The following is a 17,315-nucleotide window of genomic DNA, read 5'->3' as shown; positions in this document are numbered from 1 at the left end:
TGGGAAAACTGAGGCGAGATACAATCCCCAATTCACCTTTTTAGAAAAAAATAATAGCTCCAGAAAAATCCAGAGCTACACATGATAAAATTCCAGAAGGAAGTTTTCACTAAAACAAAGGTAAAGTTATTGTACTGTTTTACAAATGGAAGCCATTTAAATTAATGCTTCTCAGAAGCTAAATTTTTATCAATATTATTTGCTTTTAAAGACAGTACCTCTCCGTTCCTTCCGGTGAAGAACCGGAACCACTTTGATCGGGTTTAGTTACAAGGGTTAAACGCTTTTGGCCACATGCTAGGAGCAAGCCATTCGGTCATAAACCTGACAAAAGCGAGCATCCCGATTTAAGCACAATTCTTTTGTTTTTTATTGTGTGCTTGCTTGTTTCACAGGTTTCATCGGGATAAAGCGGATGGCATGGCTTCATTTGCCAAGAATCACAAGTCGTTCGTTTTCATGTTAAAATTTATGCTAATTTAAGTATTTGTAAATCAGTCATTTATTATTTGAACTGATTTTTCAGTAATGTAACTTGTTTTTTAGTTGTAAAACTGAAAAATAAGTTATAAGTTTGGGTATGGAAGAATTAACCAAAGCGGAAGAGCGTATTATGCAGGTTTTATGGAAACTGCAAAAGGCATTTGTGAAAGATATTATTGATGAACTGGAAGAAGAACCTAAGCCCCCTTACAATACCATTTCGTCAATTGTTAGGCTTTTAGAGAAGAAAGGCTATGTTAATTATAAGGCCTATGGAAAAACTTACGAATACTTTCCGGCGATTACAAAAGATGAATATGCCAAAACTACCTTTTCGAAATTGTTTTTAGGTTATTTTGATAATTCTCCAACCAGCCTTTTATCGTTTATGGTAAAAGAAGAAAAACTAAGTGAAAAGGATATTGAAGAAATTAAAAAAATCATTAACCAAGATCCAAAGTCATGATTTTAATTTACTTATTAAAAGTATCGGCCTGTACCGTAATCTTTTTTGCAGCCTATCAGTTTTTACTTGCTAAACTCACGTTTTTCAACCTGAACCGTGCTTATTTATTAATGATGCTGGTGTTGAGTTTTAGTATTCCGGCAGTTACCATCGAAAACCGTCAGGAAGTAATGGTAGCCAGTCAGGAGATTCCGTCAAAAATAGCTTACAGCAACGATGGTTTTGTTGAACGGGATTTTGTAGATGAAGGTAATACTGCCAACCCTACCATAAACTGGGATCAAGTTCTCATGTATGGTTATTGCTTGGTTTTGGCAGCTCTTGTTTTTAGAATGCTTTTTATGATGATACGCATCCAGATTCAATTGCGTAAACATGCCATAGACAGAAACGGAGCCGTTATCCTGGTCGATGCGAAATCAACCATAAAAAACTGTTCTTTTTTTAACCAGATTATTGTCGACTCCTCTTTGCAGCACGAAGAAAAGAATCTGGTAATTAAACACGAATTGGTTCATGTGAAGCAGTTGCATGCCGTCGACAAACTTTTAGTCAATTTCGTTACTGCTCTCCTTTGGTTTAACCCCATTATTTATTTCTGGCGGAATGCCATCGATCACAATCACGAATTTCTGGCCGACCGTGAAACTTCTAAAGTTGCAGATAAGAAAGTTTATGCTTCGCTGCTCTTAAACCTGGCTATGCCAGCTAAAAATTTAGCCATTAATAGTTTTAGTAAACTTCCACTAAAAAATAGAATCATGATGTTGTATAAAGAACCAAATGCCAAATTGCAAAAGCTTGCCTATTTAGCCATTGTTCCGGTTTTAATGATCTGCTGTATGGCATTTATAAACCGCAAAGAAATTATTGTTGAGAAAACATTAGTCGGGAACCAGGCTTCTGCGGATGCGCCGACAAAGCCAAATGTTTATGCTATGAACTATTTAAACAGCAATATTAAGGTTAATCCGAATACTGCTTTTAATGAAATAGAACCTACATTGGTTATTGATGCCGGCCACGGCGGAAAAGATGGAGCTGTAAGTGCCCTGGATGGACAAAAGGAAAAAGACTTAAACCTAAGGGCGGTAAAAATCCTAAAGGAAGAAGCCGCAAAAAGAGGGATTAAAGTAATATTAACCAGGAATTCTGACCAGTTTATTTCACTTCGCGATCGTTTACCGAAACAGGAGGCTACGGCTTTTATTTCCATTCACCATAATGCAACACTTGCAAATGCGGCTGTACCTTTCGGTGGCATTGAAATTTATGTTTCGAAACTGAACAGTAATATTAAAACTGCTGAAGATCTCGGTGCCGGAATTTTAAGCAATCTGAAACAGCTTAAAGGGATGGAAGTAAGAGATTCATTAAAAAACGCAAACCTTTTGTTGCTCCGCGAATCTAAAATACCTGCAGTTTTAATTGAACTTGGAAATATTTCAGACCGTAAGACTCTTGATTATATCAATCAGGAAAAAAATATCCGAAGAATCAGTAATTTGATTTTAGATGGATTTGTAGCTTTTTCGAAACGTGGTTGTTAGTAAATTATAGCTATGGAATGGTTAACCTACCTACTCAAAGGTACCGCCTGTACAGTGTTATTCTTTGGCTTCTACCTGCTGGTTTTAAGAAAACTGACTTTCTTTAAAATCAACCGCTTTTATTTGCTGGCTACGCTATTGCTTAGTTTTATTATTCCGGCTTTGCAGTTCGAAGTTAAGCGGGAAATAACAATTGTGGAAACTGAGATTCCGGTTAATATACCTGAAATAAACCCTGTAATTCAAGCACCTGTTCAGCTTATTCAGCCCATTATGGTGAAGTACCAGCCAAGGGTAGTGCATAAAATCGACTGGATGGCGGTGATGTATTACGTTTATGGTATTACAGCTTCACTTTTACTGTTGGTTTGCCTGTGGCGTTTGTTCAGCTTGTTTAAGCATACCAATAGGTACACTAAAAATGGCGATGGCCTAAAGCTGATTACCAAAACAGAAGGTTTTACCAACTGCTCTTTTTTTAACTATGTTTTTATAAATGATGAAGATTTAAGTACAGCCGATTTATCGATTTTACTCAAACACGAACAGGTTCATGCCAGGCAGTACCATTCGATAGATAAAATTATTTTAATGGTTTTTAAAGCAGTTTTGTGGTTTAATCCTGTTGTTTACTTATATGATAAAGCTTTAGAGCAGATACATGAATATGAGGCAGATGAAATCACTTTTACAGATTTTGGCAATCAGGAATACGCCAACCTCTTATTAAAACTGGCGATCAGCAAAAGTGATGTACCGCTGATCCACAATTTTGTAAAGAGCCCGATTAAAGACCGGATTAAAATGTTGTTCCACGCTAAATCCAAAAACATGAAAAAATTGACATACCTATTGGCATTACCAGTTGCCGTAGGATTGTTTTGGCTATTTGCCGTACAGGTGGTGTATGCACAGCATATAAAGGAGGAAAGCAAACCTTCGAAAGATTTTTATAAAGGAACATTGAAAGGCAAAGTGCTTAAAATCAAAAAAGAAGCCGTAGGCGTTTATACATTCGATTTCTTATCAGAAGGTAAAGTTTACTCGGTTGAAGCCACCGTTTATAAAGAAAAAATTAAGGTTGGCGATGAACTTTTAATTTACATATCTGGTAAGTCATCGAACATGAAAAGGATGGATGGTACGGGTAAGGTTATTGCAAAAACGGATGGACCAATCTATATACCAATAAAGGTTACCACCTTAAAGGGAAACCTAATTTATGAATGGAAAATAGGCAAGCATGCTTTTTTATATGAAGCCAATAAAGCACGTTTTGTTTCCTCTAAAATTAAATCTATTGAAAAAGATGCCAATGGTAAGATTGAAAAGATTGTTTTAAATGATGGATTTTTTACCATCGGCCTAAACCTAAAAACACAGAACATAAAGGATGACAATTTTAAAGTGGGCGATAAGGTATTGGTTAAATTTATTGGAGAAAAGTTGGTTTCAAAACATACTTATAGTACGGATAAAATGATTGTGCTGTATTCTGAACCTAAAAAATATACGATCAAAAATGAAGCGCTTTATAACCGGTTTTATTTTAGCGATGGGAAACAGAAAGTAGCTGTAGTAAAAAATGAAGCGGCCAAAGTTTCGGGCCCAGTTGAGCCTAAAATCATTTCTTTCAAAAAAATAACCGGTGATGTGCAGCATAAAGTTTCTTACATGGAAAATGCGGTTATCGATATTAGCAATTGCAGATTAGAAGCCGGATATGTAGAATTGGATCAGCTTAATGGTAAAATGATCGCCAAAAATGCAATATTAAAAGCCAAAGACGGTGGATCTGCAACTGCTAAAATTTTTGTTTTTAATTTGAGAAATGGAAGCTATAGTACCGAAAATAGTAGAGGGACGACTAAAGTTTCTAAAGGGCTTGGCCCTGACCACCAGATGTTGCAGAGAATGAGAGACTCTTTAACAAAGGCAGATAATAAAGTGGAAACAAGTGTAAGTTACAGTGCCCAGGATTCTGTTAAAATGAGCAGTGACAAATCAATTGTTACGCTTTATGGGAAAGCAAAATTGGATTATAAGAATTTTGCTATATCAGCCGATGAAGCTACCTACAATAGGAATACGGAAAAAATAACGGCTAAAAACCTTACTGTTCGAAACAAAATAACCGGAATAACAATGATCGGTTCTTATGGTGAGTTTGATATTAATGGAAAAGCCGAGGTTTGGCAGGGCAATAAATAGTTTGAATGATAAGAACATTAGGCTTTCTTGTTTTATTTTTTATCATCATCAATTGTCGTGCTCAACTTAATCTTTCGGGTAAGGTAACTGACCGAGAGGATAAAGCCTCACTATTTGTTACCATTAAAATCTCTGACTCTAAAAATCGGGTAAATTATACCCAAACAGATAGTTTGGGATTGTACCATTTCAACAATTTACAAGCTGGGAAATATTCAATCATTTGCTCTTCAATCAATTTTAAAGCTGTAAACCAGTCACTTGCCTTAACAAAAGATACTGTAATTAATATTCAGCTCCAGGAAAATCGAAACAAGCTTGCTGATGTCCAGATCAATGCAAGAAAAAGTTTAATAGAAAAACAGATCGACCGGACGGTTTTTAATGTTGAGAACAGTGTTTCAGCCATCGGAACAGATGTTTTGGAACTGCTTTCGAAAGTGCCTGGAGTCCGGGTTATAAACGATAAAGTTTCATTGGTGGGCAGGGGTAGTGTTAACATCATGATCAACGATAAATTGGTACCCTTATCGGATGATGAACTGTCGAATTATTTAAAATCAATTTCATCAGGCAACATCGCCACGATTGAAGTGATTACCAATCCACCGGCAAAATATGATGCCCAGGGAAATAACGGATTAATTAATATTGTATTGAAGAAAGTTACTGCCGAAGGCTTTAGAGGGTCGGTTAATACTATTTTTTCACAAGCTACTCATCCAACGGCATCTGCAGGTGGGAATTTAAGTTACAGGAAAAATAAAATTACGCTCTCCTCAAATTTCAATATTAGAAAAGGATTTCTTGTTCCTTTTGAGCAAAGTGATGTTTTTTATCCCACACAAACCTGGAATGTTGTAAATAAGGACCGGAATTTTAGAACGGTACCCAGTGGACAGATCGGAATTGATTATCAGGTCTCCCCAAAAACAGTATTGGGTTTATCATATAACAGTGGTTTAACCAACTTTTATTCTGAAGAAAATATTAAAACCACTGTTTATAGCAAAACAGGTAATTTAGATTCGGTGTTGAATTCTGATGCCAATGCCAAAATCAGGTCTCATTACCATTCGGCCAATATTTATTTAAAACAGGCCTTGGATTCTACAGGAAAACAACTAACCATTAACGGCGATTGGTTTAAATATAGTGATGATAAAAACAGGTTTTTTAACAATACGAGTTATTTCCAAAATGGAGGGGTTGTTCCGAATTCTTTTGCCAAATACCTATCAACCAGCAAACAAAATATAGATTTATATACCATAAAAGCTGATGTAGACCTGCCCTATAAAACCTTTAAGTTATCCTTCGGTACAAAACTGAGCTTTATTAACAACAAGAGTGATCTTGCCTTTTACAAAGCCCGTAATGAGATTTACGAATTAGACCCCGGGCAAACCAACCTTTTCAATTACCAAGAAAATACGCAGGCCCTCTATGTTAATTATAATAAAACGATAAAACGATGGGATTTTCAAGCTGGGCTGCGGGGAGAGTATACGCAGATTGATGGCATATCGGTTAATGAACAAAATCGTAATGAGTATTTCCGTTTTTTTCCTACATTTTACATTGTTTATCGTGCAAATGATAAAAGCACTTTTGCGCTTAATTATGGCCGTCGGATCAACCGGCCTGCTTACCGTAAATTGAATCCTTTCCGCTGGTACAGCAACCAATATGCCTATACTGAGGGAAATCCTTTTTTGCAGCCATCTTATAACGACAACATCGAAATTTCTCACACTTACATTAATGTCTTCACCACGACACTATCTTTTAGACACACCACAAACGGCTTTAATGATGTAAATTTTATTGATGCTGGCACTAATATTCAAGCAGCCAAACCTGTTAACTTTATTACAGGGTATCATTATCAGTTCAGCAATGCAGTTACTTTTAATGTGTTTAAATGGTTAGAAAGTATCAATCAGGTTGATGTTTTTTATAATACATCAAATTCCAGCATCACGCAAACGCTAAGTAACCTGAATGGATTTGGCGCTTATTTTTCTACCTTAAATCAGTTTGTTTTTAACCCATCGAAAACTATTTTGGGCGAAGTCAGTTTCTGGTATCAATTCCCCGCGGTTGACGGCCTGAACCAGAATAAAAACCAATATAACCTCGATCTGGGTATAAGAACGTTATTACTTAACAAAAAGATCCAATTGGCCATTACCGCTACCGATGTTTTAAAAACCAATCAATACCGTTTTAACAGTTTGGTCAACAACATCAGGCAGGAGTACAATAACTATTACGATAGCCGTCAGCTGCGGATCACCTTCCGTTATAATTTCGGTAACGAAAAAATTAAACAGCAGGATAGAAAGCTGGGAAACGAAGAGGAGCGGAGGAGGAATAATTAGGGATGTAGGAGAAAAGGTGCTGGCAAATCCTCATTCCCAACTTGATTGGGAATCGTAATGCCTTAGTAGGGTTTGTAGCTTGCATTAAGATTTCCGCCTGCGCGCTATCGTGTGGACACATCTTCTGTTAACTCTAAATATGTTTTTCTAGTACATTTCATCAAGGCGGTCGTCATGCTGAATTTATTTCAGCATCTTTCCAGCTATATAAAAAGGCATTTATTTCGAAAAAACATTAATTAAGCAAACATTGTCTTTTCCGCTCTTTGCCGCGGGGCATGGTAGTTTTTCACAGATAGTGTTGTTTTTAGCGGTGTTCAAGAATGCTGCGCATTTTGGAGCGCCAAAGTACCCAAAGCGCTTTGTCAATCCGGCAATGTGGCTCCTCACCACCCACGCTCATCAAAAAACAGCGGCACTTCGTTTAATCAGTTTTTGTTTATGTTTTCTTTGGGCTAATTGAGCCCTTCGGGGTTTGTGTTCAATATTTCCTAAAACTTTAAATTAGCTTTATGAACACAAAACCACTGCGTTTTAGGTTTGGTAGTGCTATTTTGTTCTATTCTGCGCCTGTTTTTTGATTTCCTGCCACTTGGGATTGACGGGCGTTCTTCGGTAAAACCTGTGTATTATTAAAGTAGGCCAGCATAACGCCGAAAAACCCACACATATAAAGATGTGTCCACACGATAGGCCTGCGAGGGAAAGACGACCATTCGTTGTAATCTGTCATTGGTAGAGGTTAGAATTTTTCAAATACATCGGAGTGTTGATGGCAGATTCGTAAATTATTAAGCCTTATGCTGCTGCTGATAAATCGATTAACGTGCTTATTATCAATAATTTACAAAATCTGTCATTGATAACTTGTTCAGCATCTATATTGTTATAAAGATTCTTCACTGCGTTCAGAATGACAAGCTTGGCTGGATGATGATTAGTAAGGTATTCTCCGCGCTTTCTGTGCTTCTGTAGTAATAATCTGATCTGTGTTGATCTGTGTGTATCTGTGGTTAAAAGATCCTTCGACTACGCTCAGGATGACAAAAGAAACAGGACGATAGTACGAACCTCTTCCATCATCACTTTCCGATTATACATCACCCATCCCCTAAAACGCTTCCGCCAAACTGATATAAAACCCTGCCTGGCGTTTTTCGTTTGGCAATTTTTCGCCTATACCATAATCTATCCGAACACTCAAGCCTTTTGCCGGATCGAAAAAGTAGCGACCGCCAACACCAAAGTTTGGTTTTAGCCCATCGCCGTTAAACTGACCGTTTGCGAATACTTTACCTGTACCCGCAAAAGCGACAATACCAAAACGGTTCATAAAACGGTAGCGGATTTCGGCCTGGGTAGCCATCAGGTTTTCGTCGCGATAGCGGCCACTGTAGTAACCGCGCATCATCTGGTCGTTGCCCAACTGTTGTAACAGGTAAAATGGGGTGCTTTTGCTCTGAATGGTATAAAAAATGCCCTGTACCCCTAAAACTACTTTTGGTGCCAGACTAAAGAAACCACGGAGATCTAGTTTAATCTGTGAGCCATTAAAATTTTCTCCGCCAAAAAAATCAGGTGCGTATTGATAGGTTGCCCTACCAAAAAAGCCTTTTGTTGGATAATTATTGCTGTTCCGTGTGTCGTAACTTTGCGATGCACCGATCCAGGCTACTGAGCCCCCTTCTTTATCCAAAATCTGTGGATTGGTGGTAAAAATGCCCCCAGCTTCCTTGTCGATAAAATGGTAATTCTCAAAACCTAGCGAAATACCCGTATAAGCCTTCGGTAAGGTGTTCATTTCCGCATCGAAAAGCGTTTTAAAAATCCTTTGATCTAATTTATCCTCATCAACCTTTTTAGCGTTATTACCGATGCCATAAAAATTAAATGGCTGGTTTTTGAAACGGACATCGCCGATAAAATGATATTTATTTCCTTTTGTCCACATATCGCCTTTAAGCATAAAATTAGCTGTCTTTTTAGTAGAATAGGTTGTGTTCAAGGCGAAGTTTGAACTGCGGTTCAGCGTGTCTTTACGGTCTATGTAAAATGAATAAATGGCACCAACGCCAAATTCAAACCCTGTTTCCTGACTATAGCCAAAAGCTGGTAGAGGTAAAAAGCTTGCTTTACGGGTAGTATCTTTTTCATTCGAGAGCATCTTCCTGATCAGTTTCATTTGTGCAAAAGAACTTCCTGAAATGAGGGCGAGTAAAATAACTAGATAATATTTTTTCATCAAGGCAAAGAAAAGGAAATTAACTAATAGTTCATTCGTTCACTGGTCATTTGTTCATTGGTACTGCAACTGTTGATTGAAAACTGTATTTTGGTTAATCGGTTATTTAACATCAGCGCCAAACGCTCAACCCAAACTCGGATGTTCCCTGGTCAATTGTGAAGCAAACTGCCAATTATAATTATTGACATTGTTTATCATTTTTTTTTGGAAAGCAAGTACAGTAGCATTTAGTCTTGTCCAGTCCCGCCCCCGCTTCTGCTCCAATGAAGAATTGGGAGCATCCGCTGAGGTCGGGTTTAGGTGGCCTGGCCTGGCGAACTATCTGGGGTTGCAAGATGCCATAATAATAGTGCTTGTGCCTTCTGTCCGTAGAGTTCCAAAGGGCTCTACGGATTCAGGAATGAGAAAGAGTCTCTGACTCGTTTTAGCTAAATAACTTGATGTTGAGTTTGGAAACTCAACACTATACAATAATCCGTAGTGCCGCTGCGCTTAACACTACGGACAGAGGGGGGATCTGTGTTTTGTAGCTATGGGTTGGGACAAACTTTAATAGTTGTAAGATATTGGCCAACTAAACCGGATTGAAGGGGAAAGCCCACAGGTGAGGTTGGACTGCCCCCAAAAAGCCGGACTACCATTAAAAAGAATTGCTGCAATTGCTTTCCAAGTAAACTCAACCCTAACTTTATGCTATTCATCTTTATAAAGATCCTTCAACTACATCCGATAGCTGAATGGAATTTACGTAGTTTAATCGACTAGGGACTGCCGACTAAGGACTATGGACTAACACAAACGCTTTTACGTTTTAACCTTTCGGCCTAAATACCTATTTTTGCGGCAAACAATACAAAACGAAATGAGCAATACAAGAGGACCAATATCTCAGTTTATGGAGCGTAATTACCTCCATTTTAATGCTGCGGCAATGATGGATGCGGCTAAAGGGTACGAAACGCATTTAGATGAAGGTGGTAAAATGATGATCACACTTGCTGGTGCAATGAGTACTGCAGAATTGGGAATTTCACTTGCAGAAATGATCCGCCAGGATAAAGTGGCTATTATTTCTTGTACCGGTGCAAACCTTGAAGAAGATATTATGAACCTGGTAGCACATTCACATTATAAACGTGTACCAAACTATCGCGATTTAAGCCCGCAGGATGAATGGGACCTTTTAGAGAACCATTACAACCGTGTTACCGATACCTGTATTCCTGAGGAAGAGGCTTTCCGCCGTTTGCAGAAGCACATCCAAAAAATCTGGATGGATGCCGAAGCTGCAGGTGAGCGTTATTTTCCGCATGAGTTTATGTATAAAATGCTTTTAAGCGGAGATTTAGAGCAATACTATGAAATTGATCCTAAAAATTCATGGATGCTTGCTGCGGCTGAAAAGAATTTGCCAATTGTAGTTCCAGGATGGGAAGATTCTACTATGGGAAACATTTTTGCATCGTATGTGATGAAAAAAGAACTTACCGCAACTACTGTAAAAGGCGGTATTGAATATATGGGTTGGTTGGCCGACTGGTATATTGCGAACAGCGGAGGCAAAGGAATTGGTTTCTTCCAGATTGGTGGCGGTATAGCCGGCGATTTTCCTATTTGTGTAGTGCCAATGCTTTATCAGGATATGGAAATGGAAAATATTCCTTTCTGGAGTTATTTCTGCCAGATTTCAGATTCGACCACTTCTTATGGCTCATATTCTGGTGCTGTACCGAACGAAAAGATTACCTGGGGTAAATTAGATATCCACACGCCAAAATTTATTGTAGAAAGTGATGCGACAATTGTTGCACCGTTAATGTTTGCCTGGATATTAAAACAATAATCATTAAAAATAAATAAACCAAATTGGTTTCTAGTATGCCCATTGGAGATAACATATCAAAAATGGGCATTTTTATTGCCTGAATGGCTTGAAACGACATTTGTTTAGAATGATTATAAATTGTATTTCCAGTCACTATTATGTCATGGGATTTATTAATAAGTTATACTTTTGTTCAAGTTTTGGTGGGGCTACCCCTAGTTCAGCATCAATTTCACAACAAAAAGTAAATTAAATAAGTATAAAGTGTTCATTATGAGAGATATCTCGATGATTTTAAAAAGCGTTTGGAAGTCGTTATTCGTATTTTCAGCAATTTCCGTAATAGCGGTTTCTACCGTAAATGCGCAGGATGCTAAAGAGGGAAGAACGCTTTTCAAAGCAAAATGTTCTTCGTGCCATGCGTTAGATGCTAAATTGATTGGTCCAGCCTTAACCGGTGTAAGCGATCGTCATGATGAAGCATGGCTTTTGAAATGGATCCCTAACAGTGCTGCATTGATCGCTTCTGGTGATGCTGCTGCTGTTAAAGTTTTTAATGAGAACAATAAGGTGGCAATGACTTCTTTTCCTGAATTGGATGAGACCAAAATCAAAGACATCTTACAATACATTAAAGAAGGTGAGCCAAAAGCGGCTACTCCTGCGGGTGGTGCTGTTGCAGCAAAAGACGAATCTACTTCAGGTTTATCAATAGCAGGTGTTGTAGCTATCGTTGTATTGGCGTTTGTTATTTTAGTAATCTTAGGCCGTGCTTCTAAATTGTTAGAGCGACTGATTTTACAAAAACAAGGTATTGAGATTGAAGAAGATGTGCCATTAAAGGTTGGTGTACGCAAGATGTTCAAAAACAAGAAATTTGTGATGTTCTTTATCTTGTGTTTAATCATCGCTTTAGGTTCTTGGGGTTGGATGGGTATGTGGAACACAGGTGTTCACACCGGTTACCAACCAGTTCAGCCAATTAAATTCTCTCACGAGTTACATGCTGGTATCAATCAAATTGATTGTCAGTATTGCCACAACGGCGCATTTAAGTCTAAAAATGCAACTATCCCATCATTAAACGTTTGTATGAACTGCCATAAAGCTGTTCAGGCAAGAGATAAATATGATGGTGAAATTTCTCCTGAGATCAAAAAAATCTATAATGCTTTAGGTTACGATCCGGAAACACAGAAATATGATGAAGGTAAAGCTAAGCCAATGGAGTGGGTACGTGTACATAATCTTCCTGATTTTGCTTACTTCAATCACTCTCAACACGTAGTTGTTGCAGAAGATGCAATCCGTAAAGCAAAAGGATTACAACCAACAGAACCTGTATGTTTCGCTTGTCACGGTCCGGTTAATACTATGGAAGAAATTTATCAATATTCTCCATTAACCATGAAATGGTGTATTAACTGCCATAAGGAAACAGATATTTCTGGTCAGAAAAATAATGCTTTCTACGCTAAGGTTATCGAAGCGCACGAAAAGATTAAAAAAGGCGAGAAAATTACACCAGCGTTATTGGGTGGTTTAGAGTGTGGTAAATGCCACTATTAATAGATAGAGTTTAGTAAGAACGTTCGAATAAACAGTAATATAGCTTAAATGGAAAGCAACAAAAAATACTGGAAAGGCTTAGAGGAGTATAACAATACACCCGATTTTGTTAAGAATAGCAAAAACGAATTCGCCGAGCCAATTCCAATAGAAGATGTTTTAAATGAAGCAGGGTTAAGTACCGTTACCCCACGCCGCGACTTTTTAAAGGCGTTAGGTTTTGGTTTAGGTGCAGTAACTTTGGCAGCCTGTCAAACTGCCCCTGTTCATAAATCTATTCCTTACCTGGTAAAACCTGAAGAGGTTACTCCGGGTATTCCTAACTATTATACTTCGAGCTTTAATGGCCAGAGTATTTTAGTTAAAACAAGAGAGGGTCGCCCAATTAAAATTGAACCAAATCCTAGTGCTGGTGAGTTTTTCCGTGGTACAGATGCAAGAGCGCAGGCTTCGGTTTTAGATTTATATGATGTATCTAAACTAAAAGCACCAGCTTTAGTAAAAGATGGGAAAGTTGAAGAAACTACCTGGGCAAAAATCGACAGCTTTGTAAAAGGCGAGTTGGCAAAAGCACAGGCGGGTGGAAAGAAAATCCGTATTGTATCATCAACAGTAAACAGCCCATCAACTAATGCCGTTATTGCACAGTTTATTGCAAAATATCCTGTTACTAAATTGGTTCAGTACGATGCGGTTTCTTATACTGGTATTATCCAGGCCAACCAAAACAGTTTCGGTAAAGCAGTTTTACCTAAATATAACTTTGATAAGGCCGATTTAATTGTAAGTTTTAGTGCCGATTTCTTAGGTACCTGGATTAGCGGAGAAGAGTTTACTGCTCAGTATACTGCTAACCGTAACTACAAATCGTTAGAAAATAAAAAAATGAGCCGCCACATTCAGTTCGAAAGTGGAATGAGCTTAACAGGTACCAATGCAGATACCCGTGTTCCGGTTAAATTATCGGAAGAAGGACCTGCTTTAATTGCCTTATACAATGCAATTACCGGAAGTGCTTTACCTGGCGGAACGTTAGGTAACAACACCACTGCCGATAAAGTAATTAAATTGGTAGCTAAAGAATTAGTACAAGCTAAAGGTAAAGGCCTTGTAGTTTGCGGTTCGAACGATGTTTCTACTCAGATTTTAGTAAATGCCATTAACGCCGCTATCGGAAGTTATGGTACTACTATCGATTTGGATAACCCTTGTTATTTATATGCAGGTAACGATGCCGAATTCAATGGCTTAGTTGCTGAAATGAACCGTGGCGAAGTTGGTGCTGTTTTATTCTTAAACAGTAACCCAGTTTACGATGCTGCAAATGCCAAAGCATTTACTGATGCATTAGCAAAGGTTCCTGCTAAAATTTCATTCTCTGATCGTGCTGATGAAACCGCTACCGCTTGTGATGCTATTGCAATTAACCATAATTATTTAGAATCGTGGGGTGATGCAAACGCTTACGAAGGATATTATTCTATCGTTCAGCCAACTATCAATCCTGTTTTCAATAGTCGCCAGGCTGAAGAGAGTTTATTAACCTGGGCTGATGCTCCGGTTAAAGATTACTATCAGTTTGTACGCAGCAACTGGGAAGCTAAAATGTTACCAGCTGTTGGTTTGAAATGGGAAGAAGTTTTAGAAAAAGGTGTGGTTACTGTAGCAGCAAAAACTGCTGGAGCATATTCATTCACTCAATCTTTAGCACAAGTTGCAACTTCAATTGTTAGCAGTAGCAAAGGTTTAGCTAAAGAAGTAGAGTTACAGGTTTACGAAAGCATCCCGATGCGTGATGGTAAAAATGCAAACAACGCATTCTTACAAGAATTACCTGATCCGGTTTCTAAAGTAACCTGGGATAACTATGTTGCACTTGCGCCGAAATTTGCCGAGAAATTAAAAGTTAAAGAATTTGATGTTGTAACGGTTAAGGCCAGCAACGGATATTCAGTAGATCTTCCGGTATTGATCCAGCCAGGACAAGCACAACAAACTGCATCTATCGCATTAGGTTATGGCCGTACCAAAGTTGGTAAAGCTGGTAATGATGTGGGTAAAAATGCTTTCCCTTTTGTTTCTTTTGTAAATGGAACGTTCCAATATGCTACTTCGGTAACCATTACCCCAACAGGCGGTTATTACGAATTGGCTCAAACACAAACTCACCACTCTTTCGAAGGCCGTGCAGTGATTAAAGAAGCTACTTTTAAGGAGTACTTAAAAAATCCTGGAGCAGGTAACGAAAAAGGCGAGCATAAAGATTACGATCTTTGGGATCAATACGAAAAACCAGGTAACAACTGGGTTATGGCAATCGATTTGAATGCCTGTACAGGTTGTGGTTCTTGTATTGTTGCTTGTAACGTAGAAAACAACATTCCTGTTGTAGGCCGTGATGAGGTTCGCCGTCGTCGTGAAATGCACTGGATCCGTATCGATCGTTATTACAGCTACGAAACTGCAGCTGGTGATGTAACCAGAGAGAAAGAAATTGCTAAGTTAGAAGACCTAGATCATGTTTCTGTGGTTCACCAGCCAATGTTGTGCCAACACTGCGATCACGCACCTTGCGAAACAGTTTGTCCGGTATTGGCAACTGTACACTCAAGTGATGGTTTAAACCACATGGCTTATAACCGTTGCGTAGGTACACGTTATTGTGCAAATAACTGTCCGTACAAAGTACGTCGTTTCAACTGGTTTAACTACTGGAACGATTCACGTTTCGATAACTATTTAAATAACGAGTTTACCCAATTAGTTTTAAACCCTGATGTAACTACACGTTCGAGAGGGGTAATGGAAAAATGCTCTATGTGTATTCAACGTATACAAGGTGGCAAATTACAAGCTAAACTGGAGAAACGTCCATTAAAAGATGGCGATATTAAAATGGCTTGTCAGGAAGCTTGTTCAGCAAATGCGATTGTATTTGGTGATGCAAACGATCCAAATTCAGAGGTTTCAAAAGCATTACGTTCTGAGCGTATCTACTACGTATTAGAGGAGATTAATGTGAAACCGGGTATCGGATACATGACAAAAATTAGAAACACAGATACAACAGTACAAGCGTAAGCTTTAGTATAAAGAAAATACAAATTATGTCAGGACATAACGAATCAATACTTAGAGAACCATTAATCACCGGAGATAACATCACGTATGCAAAAATTACGGATGATATTTTAGGCCCGGTAGAGAACAAGCCGAATAAGGCTTGGTGGATTGGTTTCATCGTTGCCTCATTAGGTGCTTTACTTTGGGTAGTAGCAGTAAGCTACACTTTCTGGAACGGTATCGGCGCATGGGGTTTAAATAAAACAGTTGGTTGGGCTTGGGATATCACCGGTTTCGTATGGTGGGTAGGTATTGGTCACGCTGGAACACTAATTTCAGCAGTACTATTACTTTTCCGTCAGAACTGGCGTAACTCCATCAACCGTTCGGCAGAGGCGATGACTATTTTCGCCGTAATCTGTGCCGCAACTTATGTTGTATCGCACATGGGCCGTCCTTGGTTAGCTTATTGGGTTTTACCTTTACCGAACCAATTCGGATCACTTTGGGTAAACTTTAACTCACCATTGGTATGGGATATGTTTGCGATCTCTACTTACTTCTCTGTATCATTATTATTCTGGTACACAGGTTTATTACCAGATATCGCTACCATCCGCGACCGTGCAGTGGGTACACGTAGAAAAATCTATTCTATCTTCTCTTTTGGATGGAGTGGAAGTGTTAAAACTTGGCAGCGTTTCGAAGCGGTGTCGTTAATCTTAGCAGGTATCTCTACACCACTTGTACTTTCGGTACACACCATTGTATCAATGGACTTTGCAACATCAGTAATTCCGGGATGGCACACCACCATCTTCCCTCCATACTTCGTTGCCGGAGCGATTTTCTCAGGCTTTGCGATGGTATTAACCTTATTATTGGTTGCACGTAAAGTATTGGGCTTAGAAAACTACATCACCATGTTCCACATCGAGTCGATGAATAAAATCATCATCCTAACCGGATCAATCGTAGGTGTAGCTTATTTAACTGAGTTTTTCATCGCTTGGTATTCGGGTTCAGAGTATGAGCAGTATGCATTTATCAACAGATCTACTGGTCCTTACTGGTGGTCGTACTGGATGATGATGACTTGTAATGTAATCTCTCCACAGTTGTTATGGTTCAAAAAGATCCGTTTAAGTATTAAAGCTACCTGGATTTTATCAATCGTAGTAAACGTGGGTATGTGGTTCGAGCGTTTCGTAATTATCGTTACTTCATTACACCGCGATTATATTCCCTCAAGTTGGGCAATGTTCTATCCAACATGGGTTGATATCAGTGTATTCGTAGGTTCAATTGGTTTATTCTTTACTTTATTCTTATTATTCTTAAGAGTATTGCCATCAATCGCTATAGCAGAGGTTAAATTATTATTAAAAACTGCAAGTGAGCAAGCTAAAATGAAACAGATTAAAGAAGGGCATGAGAATAAAGAATACGTTGCAGAATACGTAGAGTCTTTAGAAAAATTTGATAGTGTTAAACAAGAAGATTACGCAAAAATATAACA

General features: G+C 38.4%; 9 protein-coding genes. 8 read left to right on the top strand and 1 reads right to left on the bottom strand.

Annotated elements, in window-relative coordinates; genetic code table 11:
• Window positions 1-580 precede the first annotated feature (580 nt).
• Genes J7E57_RS11830 through J7E57_RS11815 form a run of 4 tightly spaced genes read left to right on the top strand, consistent with a single transcriptional unit; the run spans window position 581 to window position 7,094 of the window.
• Window positions 581-949: a BlaI/MecI/CopY family transcriptional regulator gene (locus J7E57_RS11830; protein WP_215130648.1), complete on the top strand. Its 369-nt coding sequence runs from the start codon at window positions 581-583 to the stop codon at window positions 947-949.
• Window positions 946-2,499 (top strand): N-acetylmuramoyl-L-alanine amidase, encoded by a 1,554-nt coding sequence (locus J7E57_RS11825; protein WP_215130646.1) that lies wholly within the window; start codon window positions 946-948, stop codon window positions 2,497-2,499. The genes J7E57_RS11830 and J7E57_RS11825 overlap by 4 nt, the downstream gene beginning before the upstream one ends.
• A gap of 12 nt (window positions 2,500-2,511) precedes the next feature.
• The gene (locus J7E57_RS11820; protein ID WP_215130644.1) at window positions 2,512-4,710 is read left to right on the top strand and encodes a M56 family metallopeptidase; all 2,199 of its coding nucleotides are present in this window, start codon (window positions 2,512-2,514) and stop codon (window positions 4,708-4,710) included.
• A 5-nt stretch (window positions 4,711-4,715) separates the two neighbouring features.
• Window positions 4,716-7,094: an outer membrane beta-barrel family protein gene (locus J7E57_RS11815; RefSeq protein WP_215130642.1), complete on the top strand. Its 2,379-nt coding sequence runs from the start codon at window positions 4,716-4,718 to the stop codon at window positions 7,092-7,094.
• 1,111 nt (window positions 7,095-8,205) lie between these two features.
• On the opposite strand, the gene J7E57_RS11810 is transcribed toward J7E57_RS11815, so the two are convergent.
• Entirely contained in the window at window positions 8,206-9,336 is a 1,131-nt protein-coding gene (locus J7E57_RS11810) for a BamA/TamA family outer membrane protein (protein WP_215130640.1), read from the bottom strand.
• Window positions 9,337-10,201: 865 nt separating this feature from the next.
• On the opposite strand from J7E57_RS11810, the gene J7E57_RS11805 reads away from it, so the two are divergent.
• The 4 genes from J7E57_RS11805 to nrfD all read left to right on the top strand — a co-directional run bounded on the left by J7E57_RS11805 (window position 10,202) and on the right by nrfD (window position 17,313).
• Window positions 10,202-11,182 carry a deoxyhypusine synthase family protein gene (locus tag J7E57_RS11805; RefSeq protein WP_057931708.1) on the top strand — a complete coding sequence of 327 codons (981 nt, stop codon included), beginning with the start codon at window positions 10,202-10,204 and terminating at the stop codon, window positions 11,180-11,182.
• Between the two features lie 255 nt (window positions 11,183-11,437).
• A complete protein-coding gene (locus tag J7E57_RS11800) occupies window positions 11,438-12,733 on the top strand; it encodes a c-type cytochrome (protein WP_215130638.1) in 1,296 nt (431 codons plus the stop codon).
• Window positions 12,734-12,781: 48 nt separating this feature from the next.
• Window positions 12,782-15,814: a TAT-variant-translocated molybdopterin oxidoreductase gene (locus J7E57_RS11795; RefSeq protein WP_215130636.1), complete on the top strand. Its 3,033-nt coding sequence runs from the start codon at window positions 12,782-12,784 to the stop codon at window positions 15,812-15,814.
• A gap of 26 nt (window positions 15,815-15,840) precedes the next feature.
• Complete coding sequence (gene nrfD, locus J7E57_RS11790; protein ID WP_108198006.1) at window positions 15,841-17,313, top strand: NrfD/PsrC family molybdoenzyme membrane anchor subunit; 1,473 nt, start codon at window positions 15,841-15,843, stop codon at window positions 17,311-17,313.
• Window positions 17,314-17,315 lie beyond the last annotated feature (2 nt).

This window comes from Pedobacter sp. ISL-64 (assembly GCF_018613605.1).
Taxonomy (GTDB): domain Bacteria; phylum Bacteroidota; class Bacteroidia; order Sphingobacteriales; family Sphingobacteriaceae; genus Pedobacter.
This window is presented reverse-complemented; position numbering and strand designations above follow the sequence as displayed.

Bases quoted from the DNA above. Each gene is read 5' to 3' on its own strand.
- nrfD (WP_108198006.1), top strand. From the start codon at position 15,841: ATGTCAGGACATAACGAATCAATACTTAGAGAACCATTAATCACCGGA.
- J7E57_RS11795 (WP_215130636.1), top strand. From the start codon at position 12,782: ATGGAAAGCAACAAAAAATACTGGAAAGGCTTAGAGGAGTATAACAAT.
- J7E57_RS11825 (WP_215130646.1), top strand. From the start codon at position 946: ATGATTTTAATTTACTTATTAAAAGTATCGGCCTGTACCGTAATCTTT.
- J7E57_RS11815 (WP_215130642.1), top strand. From the start codon at position 4,716: ATGATAAGAACATTAGGCTTTCTTGTTTTATTTTTTATCATCATCAAT.
- J7E57_RS11830 (WP_215130648.1), top strand. From the start codon at position 581: ATGGAAGAATTAACCAAAGCGGAAGAGCGTATTATGCAGGTTTTATGG.
- J7E57_RS11800 (WP_215130638.1), top strand. From the start codon at position 11,438: ATGAGAGATATCTCGATGATTTTAAAAAGCGTTTGGAAGTCGTTATTC.
- J7E57_RS11805 (WP_057931708.1), top strand. From the start codon at position 10,202: ATGAGCAATACAAGAGGACCAATATCTCAGTTTATGGAGCGTAATTAC.
- J7E57_RS11820 (WP_215130644.1), top strand. From the start codon at position 2,512: ATGGAATGGTTAACCTACCTACTCAAAGGTACCGCCTGTACAGTGTTA.
- J7E57_RS11810 (WP_215130640.1), bottom strand. From the start codon at position 9,336: ATGAAAAAATATTATCTAGTTATTTTACTCGCCCTCATTTCAGGAAGT.